The following is a 19993-nucleotide window of genomic DNA, read 5'->3' as shown; positions in this document are numbered from 1 at the left end:
GATCCATCGTCCACTTCCGGCTGCCTCCCATGCCCGCTTCCCCCCATCTTAACCGCTGCCAGCCTTGCTGGCCAATACTGGCTCTGCTCGGCTGGCCGCTGCTGTCGGCCGCCGCGCCGCAGCAATTGCTGCTCAGTTCGCAACAAATCAGCCGTGCCGGCATCGCCACCACGCCGGCGCTCGCCACGCTGGCCGGCGATGGGACGCCTGCGGGCAACGACCTGCTCCTGTCGGGCACCGTGGTGGCGCCGCCCGGCTCGGGAGCCGTGGCCAGCGCACTGCTCGCCGGCGTGGTACAGCAGGTGCACGTGACGCCGCTGCAACAGGTGCGCGTCGGCATGCCGCTGCTGACCCTGTACAGCCAGGGCTGGCTGGAGTGGCAGCGCGCCTACCTGGAAAAGGCCAGTGCGGCGCGCCTGGCCCAAGCCAGACTGGCGCGCGACGAAGGACTGTACGGCGACGGCATCATCGCCCGTGCCCGTCTCGATGAGAGCCGCGATGCGGCGCAGCTGGCCGCGCTGGCGGCCAGCGAACGCGAACAGGCGCTGCGCAGCGCCGGCCTCGATGGCGTGGCGCTGCGGCGCCTGCGCGAACAACGCACGCTGTCGCCCCTGCTGACGGTGCGCGCCAGCCGCGCCGGCAGCGTGCTGGCCTTGCCGGTCGAAGCGGGGCAGCACGTCGAAGCCGGCGCGCTGCTGGCCCGCATGGCCGCCAGCGGGCCCCTGTGGGTGCAGTTGCAGGCGAGCCGGGCGCAACTGCCGCTGCTGCACGTGGGCGACCTGCTGCAGGTCGACGGCTGCGCCAGGCTGCGCGTGACGGCCATCTCTCCCGTCGTTGACGCCGCCACGCAAAGCGCGCAGCTGCGCGCACAGCAAGTGGGCCAGGAGCCATGCCTGAAGGTGAATGCCTTTGTCGAAGCGCGCCTGCTGCGCCCGGCGCAAACGCCGGGCGGCGTGGCCGTGCCGGCGGCGGCGCTGGTGCGGCGCATGGGCGAAGCACGCCAGGAGTACGTCTTTGTCGCCAATGCCAGGGGCTACACGGCAGTGCCCGTGCAAGCGACGCCGGCCGGCGGCGGCATGGCCTGGGTGCGCGGTGCTGTGGTGCCGGGCGACGCGGTGGCCGTGCGCGGCCTGGCGGCGCTGAAAGGCAGCTGGAGCGGCCTGGGGCCCGCCTCGGATGCCCCCGTCCAGGGAGGCAAGTGATGCTGGCCCGTTTGATCGCCCTGTCGCTGTCGCAGCGCCTGATGGTGCTGGTGCTGACCGCGCTGATGGCGGCGGCCGGCGTGCAGGCGTTCCGCGAGCTGCCCATCGACGCCTTTCCCGATGTCTCCGGTACCCAGGTCAAGCTGATCCTGAAGGCACCCGGCATGACGCCGGAAGAAGTCGAGGCGCGCATCGTCGCCCCGGTGGAGCAGGAATTGCTGGGCATACCGCGCCAGGCCGTGCTGCGCTCGCAGTCCAAATATGCGATCGCCGACATCACGCTGGACTTTCAGGAAGGCACGGATGTCTTCTGGGCGCGCCAGCAAGTCAGCGAACGGCTGGCCAGCGTGCTCAAGGACTTGCCCGCCTCCGTCAGCGGTGGCCTGGCGCCGATCACCACGCCGCTCGGTGAAATCTTCATGTTCACCATCGAGGGGCCCTTGAGCCTGATGGAAAAGCGCACGCTGCTCGAATGGACCATCCGCCCCCAGCTGCGCAACATCGCCGGCGTGGCCGACGTCAATTCGCTCGGCGGCATGGTGCGCAGCTTCGAAGTGGTGCCCGACCTGGCCGCCCTGGCCGCGCGCGGCCTGTCGCTGACGCAGCTGCAGCAGGCGCTGGAAGCGAACAACCGCAGCGACGGCGCGGGCCGCCTGGGCAGCGGCGAGGAGGCGCTGCTGATCCGCAGCGACGCGGGCATCCGCACGCTGGACGACGTGCGCGCCATCGGCATCGACCGGCGCGGTGGCATGGCCGTGAACGTGGGCCAGGTGGCCACGGTGCGCATCGGCCAGCTGACGCGCTATGGCGCCGTCACCCAGGACGGGCGCGGCGAAGCCGTGCAGGCGCTGGTGCTGGCCATGCGCGGCGCGAATGCGCAGCAAGTGGTGCGGCAAGTGCGCGCGCGGCTCGACGCGCTCGGCCCCAGCCTGCCCAAGGGCACCACCATCAGCACCTTCTACGACCGCGGCAAGCTGGTGGAGCGGGCCGTGGCCAGCGTCACGGGCGCGCTGGCCGAAGCGACCGTGCTGGTGATCGTGCTGCTGTACGTCTTTCTGGGCAACCTGCGCTCGGCGCTGGTGGTCGCCTGCATCCTGCCGCTGGCGGCGCTGGGCACCTTCCTGCTGATGCAGGCGTATGGCCTGAGCGCCAACCTGATGTCGCTGGGCGGCCTGGCCATCGCCATCGGCATGCTGGTCGATGCGGCCGTGGTGGTGGTGGAAAACATCGAGGCCCATGGTGCCCACGCGCAGCCGGGCGTGCCGCGCCTGCACCGCATCTACCGGGCCGTGCGCGAAGTGGCGCTGCCCGTCAGCGCAGGCATGCTGGTGATCATGATCGTCTTCCTGCCCCTGCTGACCCTGCAGGGCCTGGAAGGCAAGCTGTTCGCCCCTGTGGCGCTGACCATCCTCTTCGCGCTGGCCGCTTCGCTGCTGCTGTCGCTGACCGTCATTCCCGTGCTCGCCTCGCTGCTGCTGCCCGAAAGCCACGCAGGCACGCCGCGCCTGGTACAAAAAATGGAAGCGGCCTACCTGGCCCTGCTCGGGCGCGCCCTGCGCCGCGAGCGCCTGATCGGCGGCGTGGCCGTGGCGGCCCTGCTGCTGGCCGCCGGCGTCTTCCTGCAGGTGGGCAAATCGTTCATGCCCACGCTGGACGAAGGCGACATCATCATGCAGATCGAAAAACTGCCGTCCGTCAACCTGCAAGAGTCGGCGCGCCTGGACATGGCCATCCAGCGCCGCATCCTGGAACAAGTGCCTGACGTGCGCCGCATCGTGGCGCGCCTGGGGTCCGATGAACTGGGACTCGATCCCATGGGCCTGAACGAAACGGACTCCTTCCTGGTGCTCAAGCCGCGCGCGCAGTGGCACAGCGCGAACAAGGAAACGCTGATCGACGCCCTGCGCGCGGCCACGGCGAGCTTTCCAGGCGTCAACATCAGCTTCACCCAGCCCATCGAGATGCGCACCTCGGAAATGCTGTCCGGCGTGCGCGGCGACGTGGCCGTCAAGATCTACGGCCCTGACAGCAAGACGCTGGGCGCGCTGGCCGCGCGCATCGTGGCCCAGCTGCGAACGCTGGCCGGCAGCGAGGATGTGCTGACGACGCAAAACTCGGGCGTGCAATACCTGCAAGTCGATATCGACCGGGTGGCGGCCGCCCGCCTGGGCCTTTCGGTGGAGCAGATCCAGGGCGATTTGCGCACCCTGATCGAAGGGCGCCAGGCTGGCATCGTCATCGAAGGCGGCAAGCGGCTGCCCCTGCTGCTGCGCGGCGGCGAACAACTGCAGCTGTCGGCCGATCTGTTCGGCCAGCTGCGCCTGCCCATGGCCGATGGCCCCGCCATCGCCCTGAGCCAGGTGGCCGGCCTGCGCACGGTCGACGGCCCCGTCAAGGTGGAGCGCGAAAACGCCTCGCGCCTGGTGGTGGTGCGCGCCAATGTGCGCGGGCGCGACCTGGTCGGCTTCGTCGACGAAGCGAAGGCCCTGGTGGCGCGGCAAGTGCCGCTGCCGCCCGGCTATCGCATCGCCTGGGGCGGCCAGTTCGAAAACCAGCAGCGCGCCGCCGCCCGCCTGGCGCTGGTCGTGCCCATCGCGCTGGCGCTGATCTTCCTGCTGCTGTATACGACCTTGCGCAGCATCCGGCAAACCCTGCTGGTGCTGGTCAACATCCCGTTCGCGCTGACGGGAGGCGTGTATGCGCTGGCCCTGACGGGCGAATACCTGTCCGTGCCAGCCTCGGTGGGCTTCATCGCGCTGATGGGCATCGCCGTGCTCAATGGCCTGGTGATGATCACCTGTTTCAACGACCTGCATGCGCGCGGCGTGCCGGTCGGCGAGCTGGTGCTGCAAGGCGCCGTGCGGCGCTTCCGCCCCGTCATGATGACGGCCTGTATCACGGGCCTGGGCCTGGTGCCGCTGTTGCTGGCCACCGGACCCGGCTCGGAAATCCAGAAGCCGCTGGCCATCGTCGTCATCGGCGGCCTGCTCAGCGCCACCGTGCTGACCCTCGTACTGCTGCCCCTGCTGTTCCGCCGCTACGGCGTGGCGCAGCCATCTGTCCCTACCACTGCCCTCACTGGAGCCCACCATGCAGCACCCTGACCGTTCCCCCTGCGACGCCATGCTGACGCTGGCCATGCCCGTAGCCCTCGAAGAGGACGTCCTCGATTTCCTGCTGCTGCACCCGGCCTGGGCTGCCGGTTTTTCCGTGCTCGATGCGCAAGGCATGGGACCGGGCGCCGCCTATCCTTCCAGCCTGGAACAGGTGCGGGGACGGGGGCGGCGCAAGCTGGTCCTGGTCGCCGGCGCCGACACCGACTTGCGCCTGCTGGTGCAGGCGCTGGCGGCACAGCTGCCCAAGCCCGACATCGCCTACTGGATCAGCCCCGTGCTGTGCCACGGGAGGCTGGCATGAGGACGCACGCCCTGGCCCTGCTGCTGTGGACGGCGGGAGCGCAGGCGGCGCCAGGCGTCCTTTCCGCGCTGCCGCCCGAAGCCGAGGTGCGGCGCGTGCTGGCCAGCCTGCCGGCGCTGCGCCAGGGGGTGCTCAATACGCAACTGGCCGGCGCGGAACGCGACAAGCTGGCCGCCGGCCCCTATGAATGGACGGTGCGCGCGGGCGCCAGCCGGCGCACCGCCCCCGGCGCGCAACGCTACCTGGAACAGGAAGTGGCGCTGGAGCGGCCCCTGCGCTGGTTCGGCAAGGCCAGCCTGGACCAGGCGCTGGGCGAGCAAGGTCTGGCCGTCGCGCGCGCGCTGCATGGCGACGCCTGGCACGAGGCGGGACGCGCCCTGCTGCGCGACTGGTTCGACGCGCTGCGCGACCTGGCCGGCGTAGCGCGGCTGGAAGAGCAGCTGGCCGTGACGCAGCGCTTGCAATCGATTGCCGCGCGCCGCGTCCAGGCGGGCGACGGCGCCGCCCTCGATTTGCTGCAAGCCGAGACGGAACAGCGGCGCGTGCTGGCCCTGCTGCAACAGGCACGCCAGCGCAGCGAACAGTCGCTCACGCTGCTGGCCATCAGCTACCCCGGCTTGCCGCGTCCGCAGGCCGACTCGCTGCCACTGCCGCAAGCCGGCAGCGAGGACGCAAGCAGCTGGGCCGAGCGCATCGTGCATGACAACCACGAACTGCAGCTGGCCCAGGCGGAAGCGGACCTGTACGCCATGCGCGCCAGCCGCCTGGCCAGCGACGCCATGCCTGACCCGACGCTGGCACTGCGCGCCGCGCGCGAGCGCGACGGCCAGGAGCGGGTGTTCGGCGTCAGCCTGTCGTTTCCCCTACCCGGCGCCGGACGTGCGGCGGACAGGTCGGCGGCGGCAATCAAGGCCTCGATGGCGCGCGAACGGGTGGCGCAGACGCAGCTGCGCGTCGCCCTGGCGGCCCGGCGTGCCGCCAGCGACAGCGTGCATAGCCACGCCATATGGACTACATTGCAAGAGGTACAACAACAAACCATCCACCAGGCGGAACTGATGCAGCGCGCCTACCAGGCGGGCGAATGCACGCTGGCCGTAGCGCTGGCCGGCAGGCGGCAGGCGCTCGACGCGGCGCTCACGGCGCAGACGGCGCAGATCGAGGCGCTGGCGGCCCAGGCGCGCCTGCAACTCGACGCGCACGCCATCTGGTCCATCGACTGATGCGGCGCCAACACGATTCATCCACGCGATTGACCGAGAAGGAAACACCATGAACACCGAGAAATTGACGACGCAAGGCTGGCGCTATGCATCCCCGGCGCGCCTGCTGCACTGGCTGATGGCCGTGCTGATCCCCGCCATGCTGGCCCTGGGCTGGTATATGATGGAGGTCGAGGACGATCCCGGCAGCGAGGTGTATTTCAATCTGCATAAATCGCTGGGCTTGCTGCTATTGCTGCTGCTCGCCGCGCGCGCCGCCTGGCGCCTGGGCCACGCGCCGGCAAGCCTGCCGGCGTCCGTGGCGCCGTGGCAAGCGCGCCTGTCGCGCCTGGGCCATGGCTTGCTGTACGCGGGCATGCTGCTGGTGCCGGCCGCGGGCCTGGCCGGTGCGCTGCTGAGCAAGAGCGGCGTGGCCTTCTTCGGCCTGGCCCTGCCGCGCTGGTTCGCGCCCGACCACGCGCTGGCCGAACAATGCTTCGAACTGCACGAACTGGGCGCCTGGACCCTGGCCGCCCTGATCGTCCTGCACGTCCTTGCCGGCCTCAAGCATCTGCTGCTGGACAAGGATGGTGTCTTCCAGCGCATGCTATAGACGGCTGGCGTGCCATGATGCTTATGTGGCAATAGCAAACGATGGCGGTCCCGGCTGGAAGCCAGCCCGCGCCGTGCGCAAAGCCCGGCGCGCCGTACCGATGCCGCCGATGACGGTCTGCCCCGTCTGCGCGGCGCAGTGATCGAGCGCCTGCCGCAGCAGGGTGTCGACGCTGCGCAGCGAGATGCCGTGGCGCGCGGCCACCTCGTCGCGCGTGGCGTCCTCCAGGCGCAAGCCGAACAGCACCTGGCGGTGGCGCCGCGGCAGGCACGCCACCGCCCGGTCGACGGCGGCCAGTTCGGAGCGCACTTCGGCCAGCGTGGCCGGTCCCGCCGCGCCATCTGCCAACTGTTCCAGCACCGCTTCGGCGCCGTCCGCGTAGTGCCAGGGCCGCGCCTGGCGCAGCCGGTCCACGGCCAGGTTGCACGCCACGCGGCAGACGTAGGCATCCATGCTGCTGGCGGGCGGCGCCGGCTTGCCCGCCAGGCGCAGCCAGGCGTCGTGCAGGCTGTCGCTGGCCAGCTCCGAGCAGCCCAGGTAGCGCGTCAGGCGCCGGTGCAGGCGCGCGTAGTGCGTGGCCAGGTGCGCCTGCAGGCACGGCGAAAACGCTTCCACGCTGGCCATCACAGGTCCAGCTCCTGCTGCTCCTGGCGCGTCAGGTGGGCGCGCTGAGTGGCACCCGTGCCGCCGAGGCCCAGGATGGCGACGGGGCTGTCCGGCCGGTAGCTGGCCGCCTTGTCGCGCTTGTCGGGCTTGTCACCGTCTTCGACCGGCTCGTCGCCGAAGCCCAGCACGCGCACGGAAAAGATCGATGGCAAGCTGCCGCGCGCCGCCGCCCGCTCGCGCTGCAGCACTTCCTGCGCCGCGCCCGTCGCCTGCGATGCCGCCGCACTGGCGTTGCTCAGGGCGGCCACATTCACGGCGGCCAGTACCGGCATGCCGCTCGATTTCCCCTGCACCTGGATGTTCGCCGCGTTCACCACCTGCAACGCCGCCAGGTTGATATTGCCCGAGACGCGGATGCCCGCCTCGCCCGCGTCGATGGTACCCAGGGGAGCGATCAGGTCGATATCGCCGGCCGGCACTTCCGGTATCGGCGCCAGCGTGGCGATGCCGGCGCCCGTGCTGGGCACGTCGGACGCCAGCGTCACATTGCCCCATTGGTCATACACGCGCTTGGGCGGCGTGTAGACGATGGTCGACTTCGAACCGCGCCCCGCATTGATGTCGCCCAGCGCCGACCAGCCCAGGATGGCGCCGCCGAAGGTGGTCATGATGCGGCTTTGGCCCAGCAGCATGCTGTCCTGGGCGTACAGCGCGATATCGCCCGCACCCTGCGTGAGCACACCGGGCACCAGGCCAGGCACAGCGAGCGGCGCCTGGCCCTCCGTGCCGAAGACCTGCTTGCCGCCCGGCGCGAGCATGCTGATGTCGCCGCCAAACAGCGTATTCACGCCAGACGGGCCATACAGGCTGATATCACCCTGGTAGCGGATGTTCCTGCCGTGCGCATCCTGCGCGGGGAACAGCGCCGCGATGGCGTTGCGGCCGCGCAGGTAGCTGCCGAAACGCGGACCTTGCGCATCGTTGTATTCGCGCCCGCCCGCCTTCAATTCATCGAAGAAGACCTGGCGCGCGAAGATCCGCTGCTGCTCGGGCGACAAGGCGGCAAAGCGCGTGCGCGCCTGTTGCGGCGTGCCGGCGAAACCCTCGCGCGCCGCCAGCCAGGCGGCCAGATCCGGCGCATAGGTCCTGGCGACCTTGCCCGCCTGTTGTGCCAATGGCACGCCGGCCTGGGCCAGGTTGGCCGGGTCCAGGTAGCGCTGCGCGAAGGCGGCGAAATCGACGCCATTCACGCCGGCGTCGCCCAGCCCCGCCTGCAGCACGATGCCGGCGCCGGGGCGTTGATCGCCGGCCACCACGGCGCCCAGGCTGACCAGCGCACCCTGCTCTTCCATGCGGATATGGCGCCCCGCCGTCAGTTCCAGCGTGCCGGGACCGGCCACGTTGAAGCTGCTATGCAGGATGTCGCGGCCGGCCGCGACGATGGACACGTCCGTGGCGCGCGCATGCACGAACAGGTTGCCCGTGCTGACGCCATTGCCATACACGTTCTCGCGGGTATTGGCCATGGTGTTCGGCAGCGCCGTCGGCTGGCCCGGCTGCGTGCCGGAGTTGACAATGTCGCGCCCGGCCCTCATCCATACGGGTGCGACACCCTCGTACCATGTCTGCCCGGCCCGCTGGCCGTTGGCAAACGCCAGGAGCTCGCCGCTGCGCAAGCCGACGATATCGCCCTTGCCCGCGTACAGGCGCGACGGCGTGCCGGCGATGTCGCCGAGCGGCGCGGCGCTGGGGCTGCCAAACGCGAACAGGGGAAAGCGCACCAGGCTCGACAAGATGCCGTCCACGCCGCCATTGCCCGCCACGTAGGTGGCCGGCTGCGCATAGCCGGCGAAGGCGGGATGAACGGGCGTGGCCAGGCTCGATGCGGCGGCGCCCGAGCGGCTCACGGCATAGCCGCTGGCATACAGCGAATCGCCCGCCAGCAAGTCGAGCCGGCCGCTGGCCGATGGCGCCAGCAGCATGGAATAGCCGGGCGCGTAGTAGTCTTGCCCGCCCAGCGCCGACTTGCCCAGGAAGATGCTGCCATGCGCGGCCACCGCCCCCAGCTGCGAAGGGAACAGGAAACGCCCGTCCGAATCGGCATGGTTGCCCTGGCTGGCCGGTGTCCTGCCAAAATCGACATCGCCCAGTTGCACGCTCGGCGCCAGGCTGCCGCCGGCGGAGAACAGGTCGATCGCCGTGCCGTCCGTCCACAGCGAAAACCAGCCATAGCCGCCCTGGGCATAGGCCTTGCCATTGGCCGTGAACGCAGATGAATGGGGCGTCTTCACGCGGCCCGGATCGCCCGTGCCGGCCAGCACCAGGTCGCCCCGCGTGGACACACGCGCCGCCGCATCGCCCAGCATCAGCGTCGCGCCACCGGTGGCCGTGCCCAGCGTGGCGCCATAGGGATCATAGGCGCGCTGCTCCTTGCTGTCGTGCTGCTGCGGCATGCCGCCATAATTGAAGGCGACGCCGCCCAGGCTGCCCGTTTGCAGGGCCAGGGCGCCGCGCAGATTGCTCAGCGCGCCGTTCAGGTTCAGGTTCTGGTTCTGGTAATCCGTCGCCACGCCCAGCTGCATGCCAGAACCGGTGTTGACGGCCGCCCTGGCCTGCAGGCCAGGGTTGAGGTCGCCGCCGATGCGCACGTCCATGTCACCGCCGCCCGTCAGCAGCATGCCGCCGTCGGCGCCGACACGGCCCGTGCCGGCCACGGCCAGCACCAGTCCTTCGCTGCGCGGCGACTGGTTGCCATCGGCCGAGCCGCGCCGCGCCTGCATGCCCGCATGGCCGCCCACATCGACGCTCAGGTTACCTCCGCCCAGCGTGCCCATGCCCGTGAAGCCCACCAGCATGGGCAGCTTGTCGATGATCGCCTGGTCGGGCTGCAAGACGCTCGCGCCTCCGGCTTCCTTGATATATGTGCCAAAATTGATCCACCAGCTGGCGGGTATGGGGTCGACGCCGGCCGTGCCGCCCGTGCCCTGGCGCCACAGCCAGTTGCCCACGTTGGCGCTGGCCGCCTGCCTGCGCAAGTCTTCCTGGCGCGCAACGCCGAACGCACTGACGATGTCGCCCGTCAGGTTGCCGCCCGCGCGCAGCAGCACATTGCCGCCATGGTCAGGGTACCAGGCCGCATAGGGGCTGGCCGCGCCGCCATCGACCAGGGATTCATACGCGGCGCCGCCGCTGCCCAGCACCGTCGCACCGTCGCCGGCGCGTCCGCGCGCCTGATTGTAGGCGGCATTGCCCAGGCTGGCGGTGGAGGTGCCCGCCGTATAGATGCCATATGGCGACAGGGTACTGACGTTGCCGGCCGCAATCAGGTCCAGGTCGCCCGTCCCCGTGCGCAGCACGCTGAAATGCTGGGTCGCTGGCGTCACGCTTTTCAGCGCGCCGATTTCCACCCGGTCCGGCGTGCCGGGAATCGCCTTGCCCAGCGGGATGCAGAGGTCCGCGTCGCACAGTCCTTCCACATCCAGCGGCACCGGCTTGCCGGCCAGCCAGGCGGGATCATACAGGCTGGCGCTGTCGCTCCAGGCATAGTTGTAGCGGTCGCAGGCGCCTGCGTCGCACCAGTCTTCAAGATCTGGCGCTACCGGCGTGCCCGGCTCGTACCCCAGTTCGCCCCCGAACGCATTCCAGAACCAGGCACCGCCCGGCCGCGCCGGCGTGCCCGGGATGATTTTCCGGTCATACGTTTCATACAGCGCGTAGTGGCTGTCCGCCAGCCGCAAGTCGCCCGCCAGCACGGGACGGATGCTGCGCGTGTCGGCCGCGCCGGTATCGGCGCCGGACACGAGCCGCATCGACCACGACAGCGAGCCTTCCGGCAGCATGGGCGCGACCGCCCAGTTACGGCCCTGCACACCGCCCGTGATGGCGCGCAGCGGCACGCTGAGGGCGCCGCCCGGCAACTTGACGCGGGTATCGGCGGGGATCAGCGCACCGACGCGCAAGGCCAGCGCACTGGCCAGCATGACCCCGTTCGGCTTGAGGTAGTTATCAAACTGCGCCAGGCTCGGCAGGGGCACGCCGGCCGGCCAGGTCAGGCCTTCCAGCGCGGCCGTCCCGGGCAATTGCGAACCGGCGCCCATCTGCGTGCCTTTCGGCAGCAGCAGCGGCTGGCCCGCAACCAGCGTGCCGGCCGCATGCAGCAGGCGGCCGGCGCTGTCGCGCACGTCCGCGCGCAGCACCGTATCGAGCGGCACTTCCAGCGCCGCCGCCAGGCTGGCCGCCACCGGCAGCACGGTGCCCACGGCCAGCGTCACCGACTGGATGGGCAGGGCATAATTCAAGACCTTACCGGCGGGAAACAACGTTCCCTCGGCCAGCACCACGCCATGGCCCGGCACCACCACGTCTGCGCCGTAGGCCTGGCGGCCCGGCGTCAGCACCCAGCCCTTGTCGTCCGGCGTGGCGGGCGGCGGCGCAAAACCGTCGTTGATGCTGCCAAAGATGTCGAGATTGCCGCCCGCGCGCAACACCAGGCTGCCCGGTTCGCCCGAGCCGGCCACGGCGGTTTTTGGCGCCTTCGCGTTCAGGCCCGCATAGCGGTGCGCGGACAGGTCGATGTCGCCGCTGACCACCAGGTCGCCCTGCGTGACGATTTCCACGCCGGGCCGCACATGCAGCGCCTCGGCAAGCGCGGCCGTCCGCAAGCCTGCCAGCTTATTTTCCAGCAAATTGGCGTTGCCCAGCGCCGCCGCCATGAAGTCCGTGCTGTCGCCATGCTTGCTATCGAGGTAAGCCTGGTCGATGTACTGGTATGGCCGGCCGCCCGCCGCCAGGTCCGCCTGCGGCAAGCCGTCCGGGCCCGGCACGACCTGGCCACTGACATCCTTGAGCACGCCTTGTGGCGCATCGCTGTAGCGCGCCGTGCCGTGCACGGCGATCTCGCGCGCACCTTCGATGCGCAGGCCTGCGCCAGCCGCGATGGCGATGTCGCCGTGCGTGGCCGCGTCGGCGTCGCTGGCGCCACCGGCGCTGCCCAGGCGCGCCGCGTGCAAGTCCAGCGTGCCGCGCGCCTTGCCGTCATGCCGGCCCTTGTCCGCGCCGCTGCCGGCGGCCGTACCGTGGCGCACATCGAGCCGCGCGCCGCTGTCCAGGGCCAGCACGCCATCGCCTGCATTGATTTCGATCAACGCCCGGTTCGGCGCATCGATGATCTTGCCGTAGCTGTCGACGCGCAGCACGCTGCCATGCGCGTCGAGCACGGCCGTGCCGGCCAGCGTCACGCCATGCTTGCCCGCCAGGCGGATAGAGCCCACGCGCTCGCCGCTGGCGTCGATGGTGCCCGCCACCGTCAGGCGGCCATTGTCGAGCGAGACATTGACGCTGCCCGCCCTGATCTCGTCGCCGATGGTCAGATCGCCCCGCTTGATCTGGAAACTGCGTTCGCCATCGACCTTGCCATCGTTCAGGCGCCGGTTCAGGGCCGCGAAATCGCCCACGTCCTGCGCGCGGATATCCACGACGCCGCCCTTGTAGGGCAGGACCGTGCCACCAGCGTCATAGCGGCCGCTGGCGCCGCCCAGCAACCGGCCCTGCAGGTCGACCTTGCCTGCGCCCGCATCGAGGGCGATGGCTTGTACCTTGCCGCCCTGGTTGTTGCGGGCCGACACATCGATGCCGGCGGCGGCCGCCTGCGCGATATTGCCGCTGCGGCTGGTCAGTATCACCTCGCCGCCCCAGCTGTATTTGTCCGCATCGTGGATGCTGACCTTGCGTCCCGCCATGTCCAGCTGCGCGCCGTCGAGCAGGCGCACGTCGCCAGTGGCGGCCAGGGTCAGTTTGCCGCTAGGCAACACCACGGCCGTATCCAGCGTCACGCTATTGCCCGCCAACAGCAGTTCCGCGCCCAGCGCGTCGCTGCCGGCAAGCGCCGCCGGCCCGCCAAGGCCAGCGCCCGCTCCCGCGATATAGAGCGCCCCGCCTGCCGTGATGCGGTTGACGGAACCGGCTTGTCCCGTCAGCAGCGGCGTGTTCAGGTACAGGTCGCCGCCTGCGTAGGCGTAGCCCTTGCCCGCCGCATAGGCACCCTGCGACTGGTGCACGGCCAGGCTGCCCTTGTGGTTAGCCGTGATGCGCTCGCTGGCATTGAGCCTGACGTCGGCAAAGCCCAGGATCAGGCGCTGGGCGTCGGCCAGCGTGTCCGGGCGCGTGTCGGGGCCATAACCGAACTCGATGCGCCGCGCGTTCACGTCCAGCGTGCCGCTGCCCGTGCCGGCGCCGCCGGCCAGCACGGCGCCGGGCAGCGCTGCCGGGCCGGCCGTGCCGCCATTCCAGACGAGGGTATCGGTGACGATACGCGCCGCCTCGCCCGCCTTGCCGCCGCCATACATGGCCGGCGTCGTCAGCGACAACTTGTCCAGCAGCGACTTGCCGCTGGCATCCATGGTGCTCAGGGTCGCGTCGCCGTAGAAATTGAGCGACTGGGCGGCCGTCAGCGACAAGGTCTGCAAAGCCGGCGCGCCCGTGCTGGCATCGCCGCGCAGCAAGCGGTCCAGGACTTCCTGGTTCAAGGTCAGCCCCGGCGGCAGAGCGCCGCGCGCGGCGGCCGCATCGAGCGCCTGCGCACTGCCCACGTTGATGCCGCCGACCGCCAGGGTCAGGTGGTGCGTGCCGTAGCGCACGGCGTCGCCGAGCTCGAAGGCACTGCTGGTGGCAAAGGCGATCGAGCCTTCCGAATACAGCGAGGTAGCGCCAGCGCAGGCGGCTTGCGCGCAAGTGCCGATGCGGATGCTGGCCGGCGTACCCACGCTATCGTATTCCGGCGCCAGCATCTGCAGGCGCCCGTTGGACACGGCCAGCACGCCGCGGTAGCCGGGCTGGTAGACGAAGCCGTCCTCGGCATCGAAGGCGGACTTGCCGCGCCCCAGCGTGCTGATGGCCGCACCCTGCTCGACCTTAATGCCGGCGCCCTGGTTTGCCACTGTTGAGTTGGCGATGAGCAATACTTCGGCTGCCGACAGCGACGCCCCGTCACGCACGGTGATAGCGCCGGCGGCCCCGCCAGTGGAGAAGTCGAGCAGATTGCCGCCCTGGCCGTAGCGCACCACAGGCAAGCTGCCCAGCGACAGGCGCGCCGCGCCCACGGCGTTGACGTCAACGGCGCGCAGCGATGCGGTGCCGATGTCGGCGCTGGCCTGGCCGCTGGCTGCCAGCACTTCCAAATGCCCTCCGTCCATCGGGAAGGCCAGCGTGCCGCCATGCCCCTTGTCGGCGGGCTGAAAGCGGGCCTGGCCCTGGAAACGGAAATCGAGGGCGTCGCCATTGCCTGGCATCAGCTGGACCAGCATGGTCCGCGCATCCGCTTCCAGCATGGCGCGCGGCACGTCCAGCCTGGCCGCGTCGGCGCGCACAAAATCGGCATAGCTGGTTTCCCGGTACTGCGAATAACTACGCAACACGCTGGCCGGCGTCACGATCAGCTGTCGCGACAAGGCGTCGCCGATGCCCGTGCCTGCCACGGACAGGCGGCCGCTGGCGGCCCAGGAACCGTTGCGCATGGCATTCGGCGCGGCCGGCGCGATGCCGGCCTGGCCATTGATCTCGATGCGGAAAGCGCCCGGCAGCAAGGCGTAGGTCGACGGCAGCAAGGTGTAGCTGCCGGCCGGCAAACCGGGCACGCCGGCGCCTATCGTCACCTGCTGGCCCGGCACGGGCACACTGGCGCCCCGCTCGCCATCGGCGGGGGCCACCGGCGCCTGCGCGCCCGGCACAATCGCGTACACGGGATTGCTGGCCAGTTCAGGCAGGATGAAGCCGCCGTTGGCCCGCGTCTGCACCAGCGGATGGTAGCGCGCATCGGTGGAGCCGCCACGGCCGGCCACGAAGGCGGCGCCCAGCAACTGGCCGCCGCCCGACAGATCGAGCACGGCGCCCGGCAGCACGTCGACCGCGCGGCTCTTCATTGCCAGCCCCACCTTCAGATTGGCCGTCGTGCCATAGGTGCCGCCCGCGCCCAGCAGGCTCACATCCTGTCCATCGTAGCTCCAGCTGACGCCATCGGCCGTGCCGCCGTACGGCAGCATCATGCCGGCGCCGCTGACCGACGTCACGCTGCCCGGCAGGAAGCGCAAGGAACGCGTGTCCGACATGCTGGCGCCCGTACTGGCGCCCAGCACGATACTACCCAGCGGGGCCAGCAGCACGCCGCCCTGCTCGATCGCGGCGGCGCCCAGGGTCAGCGCGCCAAAGGCGGAAGATGGCGGCAGCGGCGGCGCTTGACCATCCGTGCCGGCGCGGCCTATGCGCAGCAGGCGCTGCTGCGCATAATCGCTGCCCCCACCCAGGTAGCCGACCCGCACGATGGCGTTGGCGCCCGTTGCCGGATAAATGCGCGCCGCCGTCAGCGACAGGTCGGCCGGCGTGTTCAGGGCGGTATTCTGGCCGCTGACGGTGGCGCCCAGGAAACGCAAGTCGCCCTGGCTGGCCAGTTCCACGCTGTCGAAGGCACGCCGGTCGAGCACCATCGGCAGTCCTTGCGCGCGCTCCTTGCCGCCATGCGCACCCGTCGTCAGCACGTCGCGCACATCGAGCAGCTGCATGGCTTCCAGGCGCAAGGTGCCCGCAGCCGGCTGCGTCGACACGCCGCCCGTCACAGTGGGACGTATCTGGCCATCGCCCGTGCCGACGGCGCCGATGCCGGCCAGGCGCATGTACGGCGCCGCCAGCAGCACGCGCGTGGCCGCCGCCGCGCCGTCGGCCAGTACCAGGGTGGGCGCGTACAGATGCAGGCTCTGGCCCAGCGACAGGGACAGGTCGCCATCGAAGCCGAGCATGCCGTTGCTGAGAATGGACAGGTTGCCGAAGCCGCCAGCGGCCACCTGCGAGGCGGCCAGCGCCGCGTGGCCATACACGAACTGCGCGGCAGCCTGTTCCGGCTGCGTGGCGGCCAGCGTGCCGCCGGCCGGCTGCTGGCGCAGCATGAATTCGCGCGCCTGGCGCACGCGCGCGCCCGCGGTATCGCGGTACAGCGGCGTTTCCAGCGCGAGAGCGAGCGTGCCGCCGGCCGCGCTGGCGCCGCCCGCGCCGGCTTTCATCTGGCCGTCAAGGTACAGGCCGTTGTTCGACGCCAGCGCGATGCTGCCGCCACGGCTGGCCACTTGCGTGGCGCCCAGGCCCGCCACGTCGAGCTGCGCCTGCGTGCCGGAAGCGTCGAGCAGCGCGCCTTCGCGCATGGCCACGAACAGGTGCGCCGCATCGGCCTTGCCCGTGGCATGGTCGAGCGTGCCGCCGACCACGATGCTGCCGCCGTCGCGCACCAGGCCATAGCGCTGGCCGCGTGCATCGACGGCCGTCGCGGCGCGCGCCGCCACGTCCAGCACGGCCCCGTCGCCGATCCAGATCGAGCGGCCATGCCCGGCGCCGTTGGCCACCTCGGCCGCCTGCACATCACCCGCCATGCCTTCCAGCACGATCTTGCCGCCCCAGGCATTCAGGCGGCCATCGAGCGTCAGCTGGCCGATGCCCGCTACCGTGATCGACTGGCCGGGATCGACTTCCAGCTTGGCGCCGTGGCCGATGCGCGCCTGGACGCTGGCCATGTCCGCGCCGCCGGAGACGTCCGCCACACCGGCCTGCAGCCGCAAGCTGGCGCCGAGGCGCTGCGTCAGCACGCCCTTCCTCGCGTCTTCGCGGTATACGGGCGACAGCCACGCTTCCACCTCCTGCCCGGCCAGGCGCAGCAGCGGCATCGTCACCGCGACCTGCGCGCCGTCGGCCACCGTCAAGCCGCCGTTGCCGCCGATATCGTAGCGGGAAAACCCCTTGTCAAAAAAGCCGCTGTCGAGCTGCAGCGTGTCGGCCGCGGCCTGCGCCGGTGCGCCGATCTGCACCTTCGCCGCACGCACCTGCAGCGTGCCACCGCCCTCCATGCCCTGGCCCAGCAGCGCGCCATCGAAACCCAGGCTGGCCGCGCGCTCGCTGCCCTGCATACGCGTTTCCAGCGTCACGTTGCCGCCCTTGCCGCCGCGTACCGCACCGCCAGCCAGCTGCGCCGCACCCGAGCGCACGTCGATGCGGCTGTCCTGGCGCAGCAGCACGTCGCCGCTGCTGCGCAGGGAAACACTGCCGCCATGCCGGTAGGCCAGCTTGGCGCCAGACAATGATTCCTCCTCCTGCAGGGACTGGCTCCACAAGCCGCTCGCATCCAGCGTCACGCCGCCGGCCACCTGCACGCCGGCGTTGCCGCCGGGCGGCGCCTTCAGCAAGCTGTCCTCGATGCGGTCGTTGACAGCCTGCCGCAGGATATTGCCGATCTGGATGCTGCCCGCGTGCGCCGTCACGTCGGCATTGACCGCCACAGCGCTGCCGTACAGGGTCACGTTGCCGCCGTCGGCCACGCGCACGGCGCCATTGACGGCAATCGTGTCCGTGGCGGCCATGCGGATGGCGCCCAGTTCGAAGCCGTTCAGGCGTGCCGTATCGAGCACCAGGCGCCCCTGGCGCGACGTCGGCAGCAGCGTGCCGAGGTCCAGGCCTGCGGCGATATCGTCCGCGCCGCCGGCCAGTTGTACGTCGCGCATGACGGCGCCCAGGCTGTCGTGCGTCAGGCCCGTGCTCTTTTCGAACATGGGCACGGAGCGGCCGACGATCAGCTGGCCGCGCGTGGCGGCGGCCTTGTGCGACTGATGGTAGCCATCGACACCGGCCTGCGCCGCCTGCTGCTGGCCCGGGCCCTGGACGGCGGCGGCGTCGATCAGCCCTTCCAGCACGGCCGCCTGCGTACCGATCACCAGCTTGCCGGCATCGCGTCCCACCGTATACCCGTTTTCCAGTCGCTGGAGCGGCGCGATCAGCGGACTGCGGTAGGAAGCCGTGGCCGACTCGCCCCAGCGCGCGTGCAGCTCTTCAAAGCCCCGGTACAGGCCCGTGTACAGCAGGTCGCCGGGGGCGCGCGATGCTTCGTACTGGCGGCCATCGGCCCCATTCACCCAGGTCTGGCGGATCGAGCCGCCTTCCACCCGCAAGGTGCCGCCCGACAGGTTGATGCTGGAACCGGACTGCGTGACGACGTCCTTGCCGTCAAAACTGAGCGTGCCGCCCTGCGCCATCCATTCTCCCACCGTGTGTCCCTGCATGCCCAGGTAGCCGCCCACCTCCAGCAAGCCGCCCGCCGTGTACCAGCGGTCGCTGTCATAGCCGTTCGCCCCCTTGGGAACAAACACCAGGCTGCGCCTGTCCAGCCAGATATCGCTGCTATTGAGCCCCTTGCCATCGCGGTTGCCCGGTGCGTCGCGCTGTTCGTTACCCTGCACGTTGACCTTGACGTTATTGCTTTCCATGGCCAGCCGCACGCCGGCCGCGCCCGCCACGTCGATCCGCGCGCCATCGCGCACCAGGCTGCGGCCGGCCGCATTGACGCTGATCTGCCCACCCGTGGCCAGCGTCAGCGACGCGTCCTGGAAATCCACCGTGCCGGCGCTGTCGATGGCGATGCGCGACTGGTCGCGCCGGTCCGCCAGCGGCAGCATGGACGCGGCGCCGGCCACGGCCGGGGCGCGCAAGCCGTCGCGCTGGCTGTCGAGCGCCGTATTGCTCGCATCTTCCTCGATCAGGACGGCTGTCGTGGCGCCCTGTCCCAGCACCACGGCGGCCTGTTCGCCCAGCGCCTGCAGGTGCACCGTGCCACGCGCGTTGACGCTGGTGCTGGCCAGCAGCACACCATCCTGGCGCACCTCGCGCCCGGCCAGGGTCGCATCGCCTTCGCGCGCCTGGATCAGCCCCGAATTGGTGACCTTGCCTGTCGCCCCCGCCACGCCGGACCGGGGCACGACCTCATTGCCACGCGTGGTGGACAGCGCATTGCCATCCGTGCCCACGCCCTTGCGGATGACGAAGCTGTCGCCAGCGGCCAGCAGCGCCTGTCCCTTCGGCGCCAGGATCTCGCCGCCGTTATGCACCTCGGCGCCCGCCAGCAGCACATAACCGCCCCCCTCGGTGGAATTGGCGGGCGCGCGCGCGGCGAGGCGCGCGCCGCGCAGCACGTCGACCTTGCCCAGTGCATCGCTGATCGATGGCGCACTGCCATTGCTGTAAATGCCGCGCTCGCGAAACTGCGCGTCGCCGATGCCGGCGGCGGCAGCCACCAGGTTGCGCGTATCGACCTGGCTGGCGCCATGGAAGACGATGCCGTTGCGGTTGACCAGCAGCACCGTGCCGTCGCCCTCGATGCGGCCCTGGATCTGGCTGGGACGCGCCAGCGGATCATTGACCCGGTTTAGCACGGCCCAGTCCTTCTGTTGCTGGAAGGACAAGGTCGTATCCTTGCCGACATTCAACGTTTCCCAATTCAGGATGGCCTTGTCGGCCGTCTGCCGCACCAGCACCGTCGTCTTGCCTCCCTGCACCGTCTGCACGGGCGCCTGGGCGTTGAGCCAGCCAGCCGTCAGGCTGTTGGCATCGATCTTCAGGCCGCCATTCACCAGGCCATCGGGCACGCCGGGCGCAGCGGCCGCTCCCTGGCGCGCCTGTGCCTGCGCCGCCTGCTGAGCAGCGATGGCGCGCGCGGCCAGATTCAGGTTGTTGAGCGAACGCTGCAACTGCTCGCCAGTCTGCGCGCCGGGCGCCGCCGGCCGGCCGGCCAGCGGCACGCCGCCAGGCTGCCGCCCCGTCTGCACCGCTGTCGCCTGCGTCGCGCCCTTGCCGGCAAACCAGGCGCCGCTGAACGCCTGCTGCGCCTGCGCCTGCTGCAGCGTGCCGCCCGCCGCCAGCAGCACGGCCACGGCATACGCGAGGGGCGTAAGCCGCATGGCCGCTTGCGGCGCGGGCACGCGCAGCGTCTGTGTCATGGTCGTGCGCCGGGCAGTGTGAAACATGGTCATGGCAATGATTTCCTGGAAAAATGAACGTGCTGGTTGGTCAGGGAAGGCGCGCTGAAAATGCGCTGCTCATGACTGGGACGCATGCTGCCCGCCTAACCCGCATTTATTTTGGCTCTGTCATCG

7 protein-coding genes are annotated in these 19993 nt (G+C 70.4%); 5 read left to right on the top strand and 2 right to left on the bottom strand.

The window, feature by feature from the left end:
* The first annotated feature begins 29 nt into the window (after positions 1-29).
* From FJQ89_RS03275 to FJQ89_RS03255, 5 genes are read left to right on the top strand one after another with little or no spacing between them, the layout of a single operon-like run.
* Positions 30-1202, top strand: a complete 1173-nt coding sequence (locus tag FJQ89_RS03275; RefSeq protein WP_243136398.1) for an efflux RND transporter periplasmic adaptor subunit — start codon at positions 30-32, stop codon at positions 1200-1202.
* Positions 1202-4306: an efflux RND transporter permease subunit gene (locus tag FJQ89_RS03270; RefSeq protein WP_141169024.1), complete on the top strand. Its 3105-nt coding sequence runs from the start codon at positions 1202-1204 to the stop codon at positions 4304-4306. Before FJQ89_RS03275 ends, FJQ89_RS03270 begins: the two co-directional genes overlap by 1 nt.
* On the top strand, positions 4293-4619 hold the full coding sequence (locus FJQ89_RS03265) for a DUF3240 family protein (protein WP_096235206.1): 327 nt from the start codon (positions 4293-4295) through the stop codon (positions 4617-4619). Before FJQ89_RS03270 ends, FJQ89_RS03265 begins: the two co-directional genes overlap by 14 nt.
* Complete coding sequence (locus FJQ89_RS03260; RefSeq protein WP_141169023.1) at positions 4616-5842, top strand: TolC family protein; 1227 nt, start codon at positions 4616-4618, stop codon at positions 5840-5842. The genes FJQ89_RS03265 and FJQ89_RS03260 overlap by 4 nt, the downstream gene beginning before the upstream one ends.
* Positions 5843-5891: 49 nt before the next feature.
* Positions 5892-6434, top strand: a complete 543-nt coding sequence (locus tag FJQ89_RS03255) for a cytochrome b (RefSeq protein ID WP_141169022.1) — start codon at positions 5892-5894, stop codon at positions 6432-6434.
* A 21-nt stretch (positions 6435-6455) separates the two neighbouring features.
* Here the strand turns inward: FJQ89_RS03255 and FJQ89_RS03250 are convergent, their stop codons facing one another.
* Both FJQ89_RS03250 and FJQ89_RS03245 read right to left on the bottom strand, forming a co-directional pair.
* On the bottom strand, positions 6456-7058 hold the full coding sequence (locus FJQ89_RS03250; RefSeq protein WP_243136553.1) for an RNA polymerase sigma factor: 603 nt from the start codon (positions 7056-7058) through the stop codon (positions 6456-6458).
* On the bottom strand, positions 7058-19870 hold the full coding sequence (locus tag FJQ89_RS03245; protein WP_243136396.1) for a filamentous haemagglutinin family protein: 12813 nt from the start codon (positions 19868-19870) through the stop codon (positions 7058-7060). The genes FJQ89_RS03250 and FJQ89_RS03245 overlap by 1 nt, the downstream gene beginning before the upstream one ends.
* Positions 19871-19993: the final 123 nt, after the last annotated feature.

It is taken from the genome of Janthinobacterium tructae (genome assembly GCF_006517255.1).
In the GTDB taxonomy this organism is placed as follows: domain Bacteria; phylum Pseudomonadota; class Gammaproteobacteria; order Burkholderiales; family Burkholderiaceae_D; genus Janthinobacterium; species Janthinobacterium tructae.
Note: the sequence above shows the minus strand (reverse complement) of the source record. Positions and strands in the feature narration are given on the sequence as shown.

Excerpts from the sequence above, each read along its gene's own strand:
- FJQ89_RS03275 (WP_243136398.1), top strand. The coding sequence starts at position 30 with ATGCCCGCTTCCCCCCATCTTAACCGCTGCCAGCCTTGCTGGCCAATA.
- FJQ89_RS03270 (WP_141169024.1), top strand. The coding sequence starts at position 1,202 with ATGCTGGCCCGTTTGATCGCCCTGTCGCTGTCGCAGCGCCTGATGGTG.
- FJQ89_RS03265 (WP_096235206.1), top strand. The coding sequence starts at position 4,293 with ATGCAGCACCCTGACCGTTCCCCCTGCGACGCCATGCTGACGCTGGCC.
- FJQ89_RS03260 (WP_141169023.1), top strand. The coding sequence starts at position 4,616 with ATGAGGACGCACGCCCTGGCCCTGCTGCTGTGGACGGCGGGAGCGCAG.
- FJQ89_RS03255 (WP_141169022.1), top strand. The coding sequence starts at position 5,892 with ATGAACACCGAGAAATTGACGACGCAAGGCTGGCGCTATGCATCCCCG.
- FJQ89_RS03250 (WP_243136553.1), bottom strand. The coding sequence starts at position 7,058 with ATGGCCAGCGTGGAAGCGTTTTCGCCGTGCCTGCAGGCGCACCTGGCC.
- FJQ89_RS03245 (WP_243136396.1), bottom strand. The coding sequence starts at position 19,870 with ATGACCATGTTTCACACTGCCCGGCGCACGACCATGACACAGACGCTG.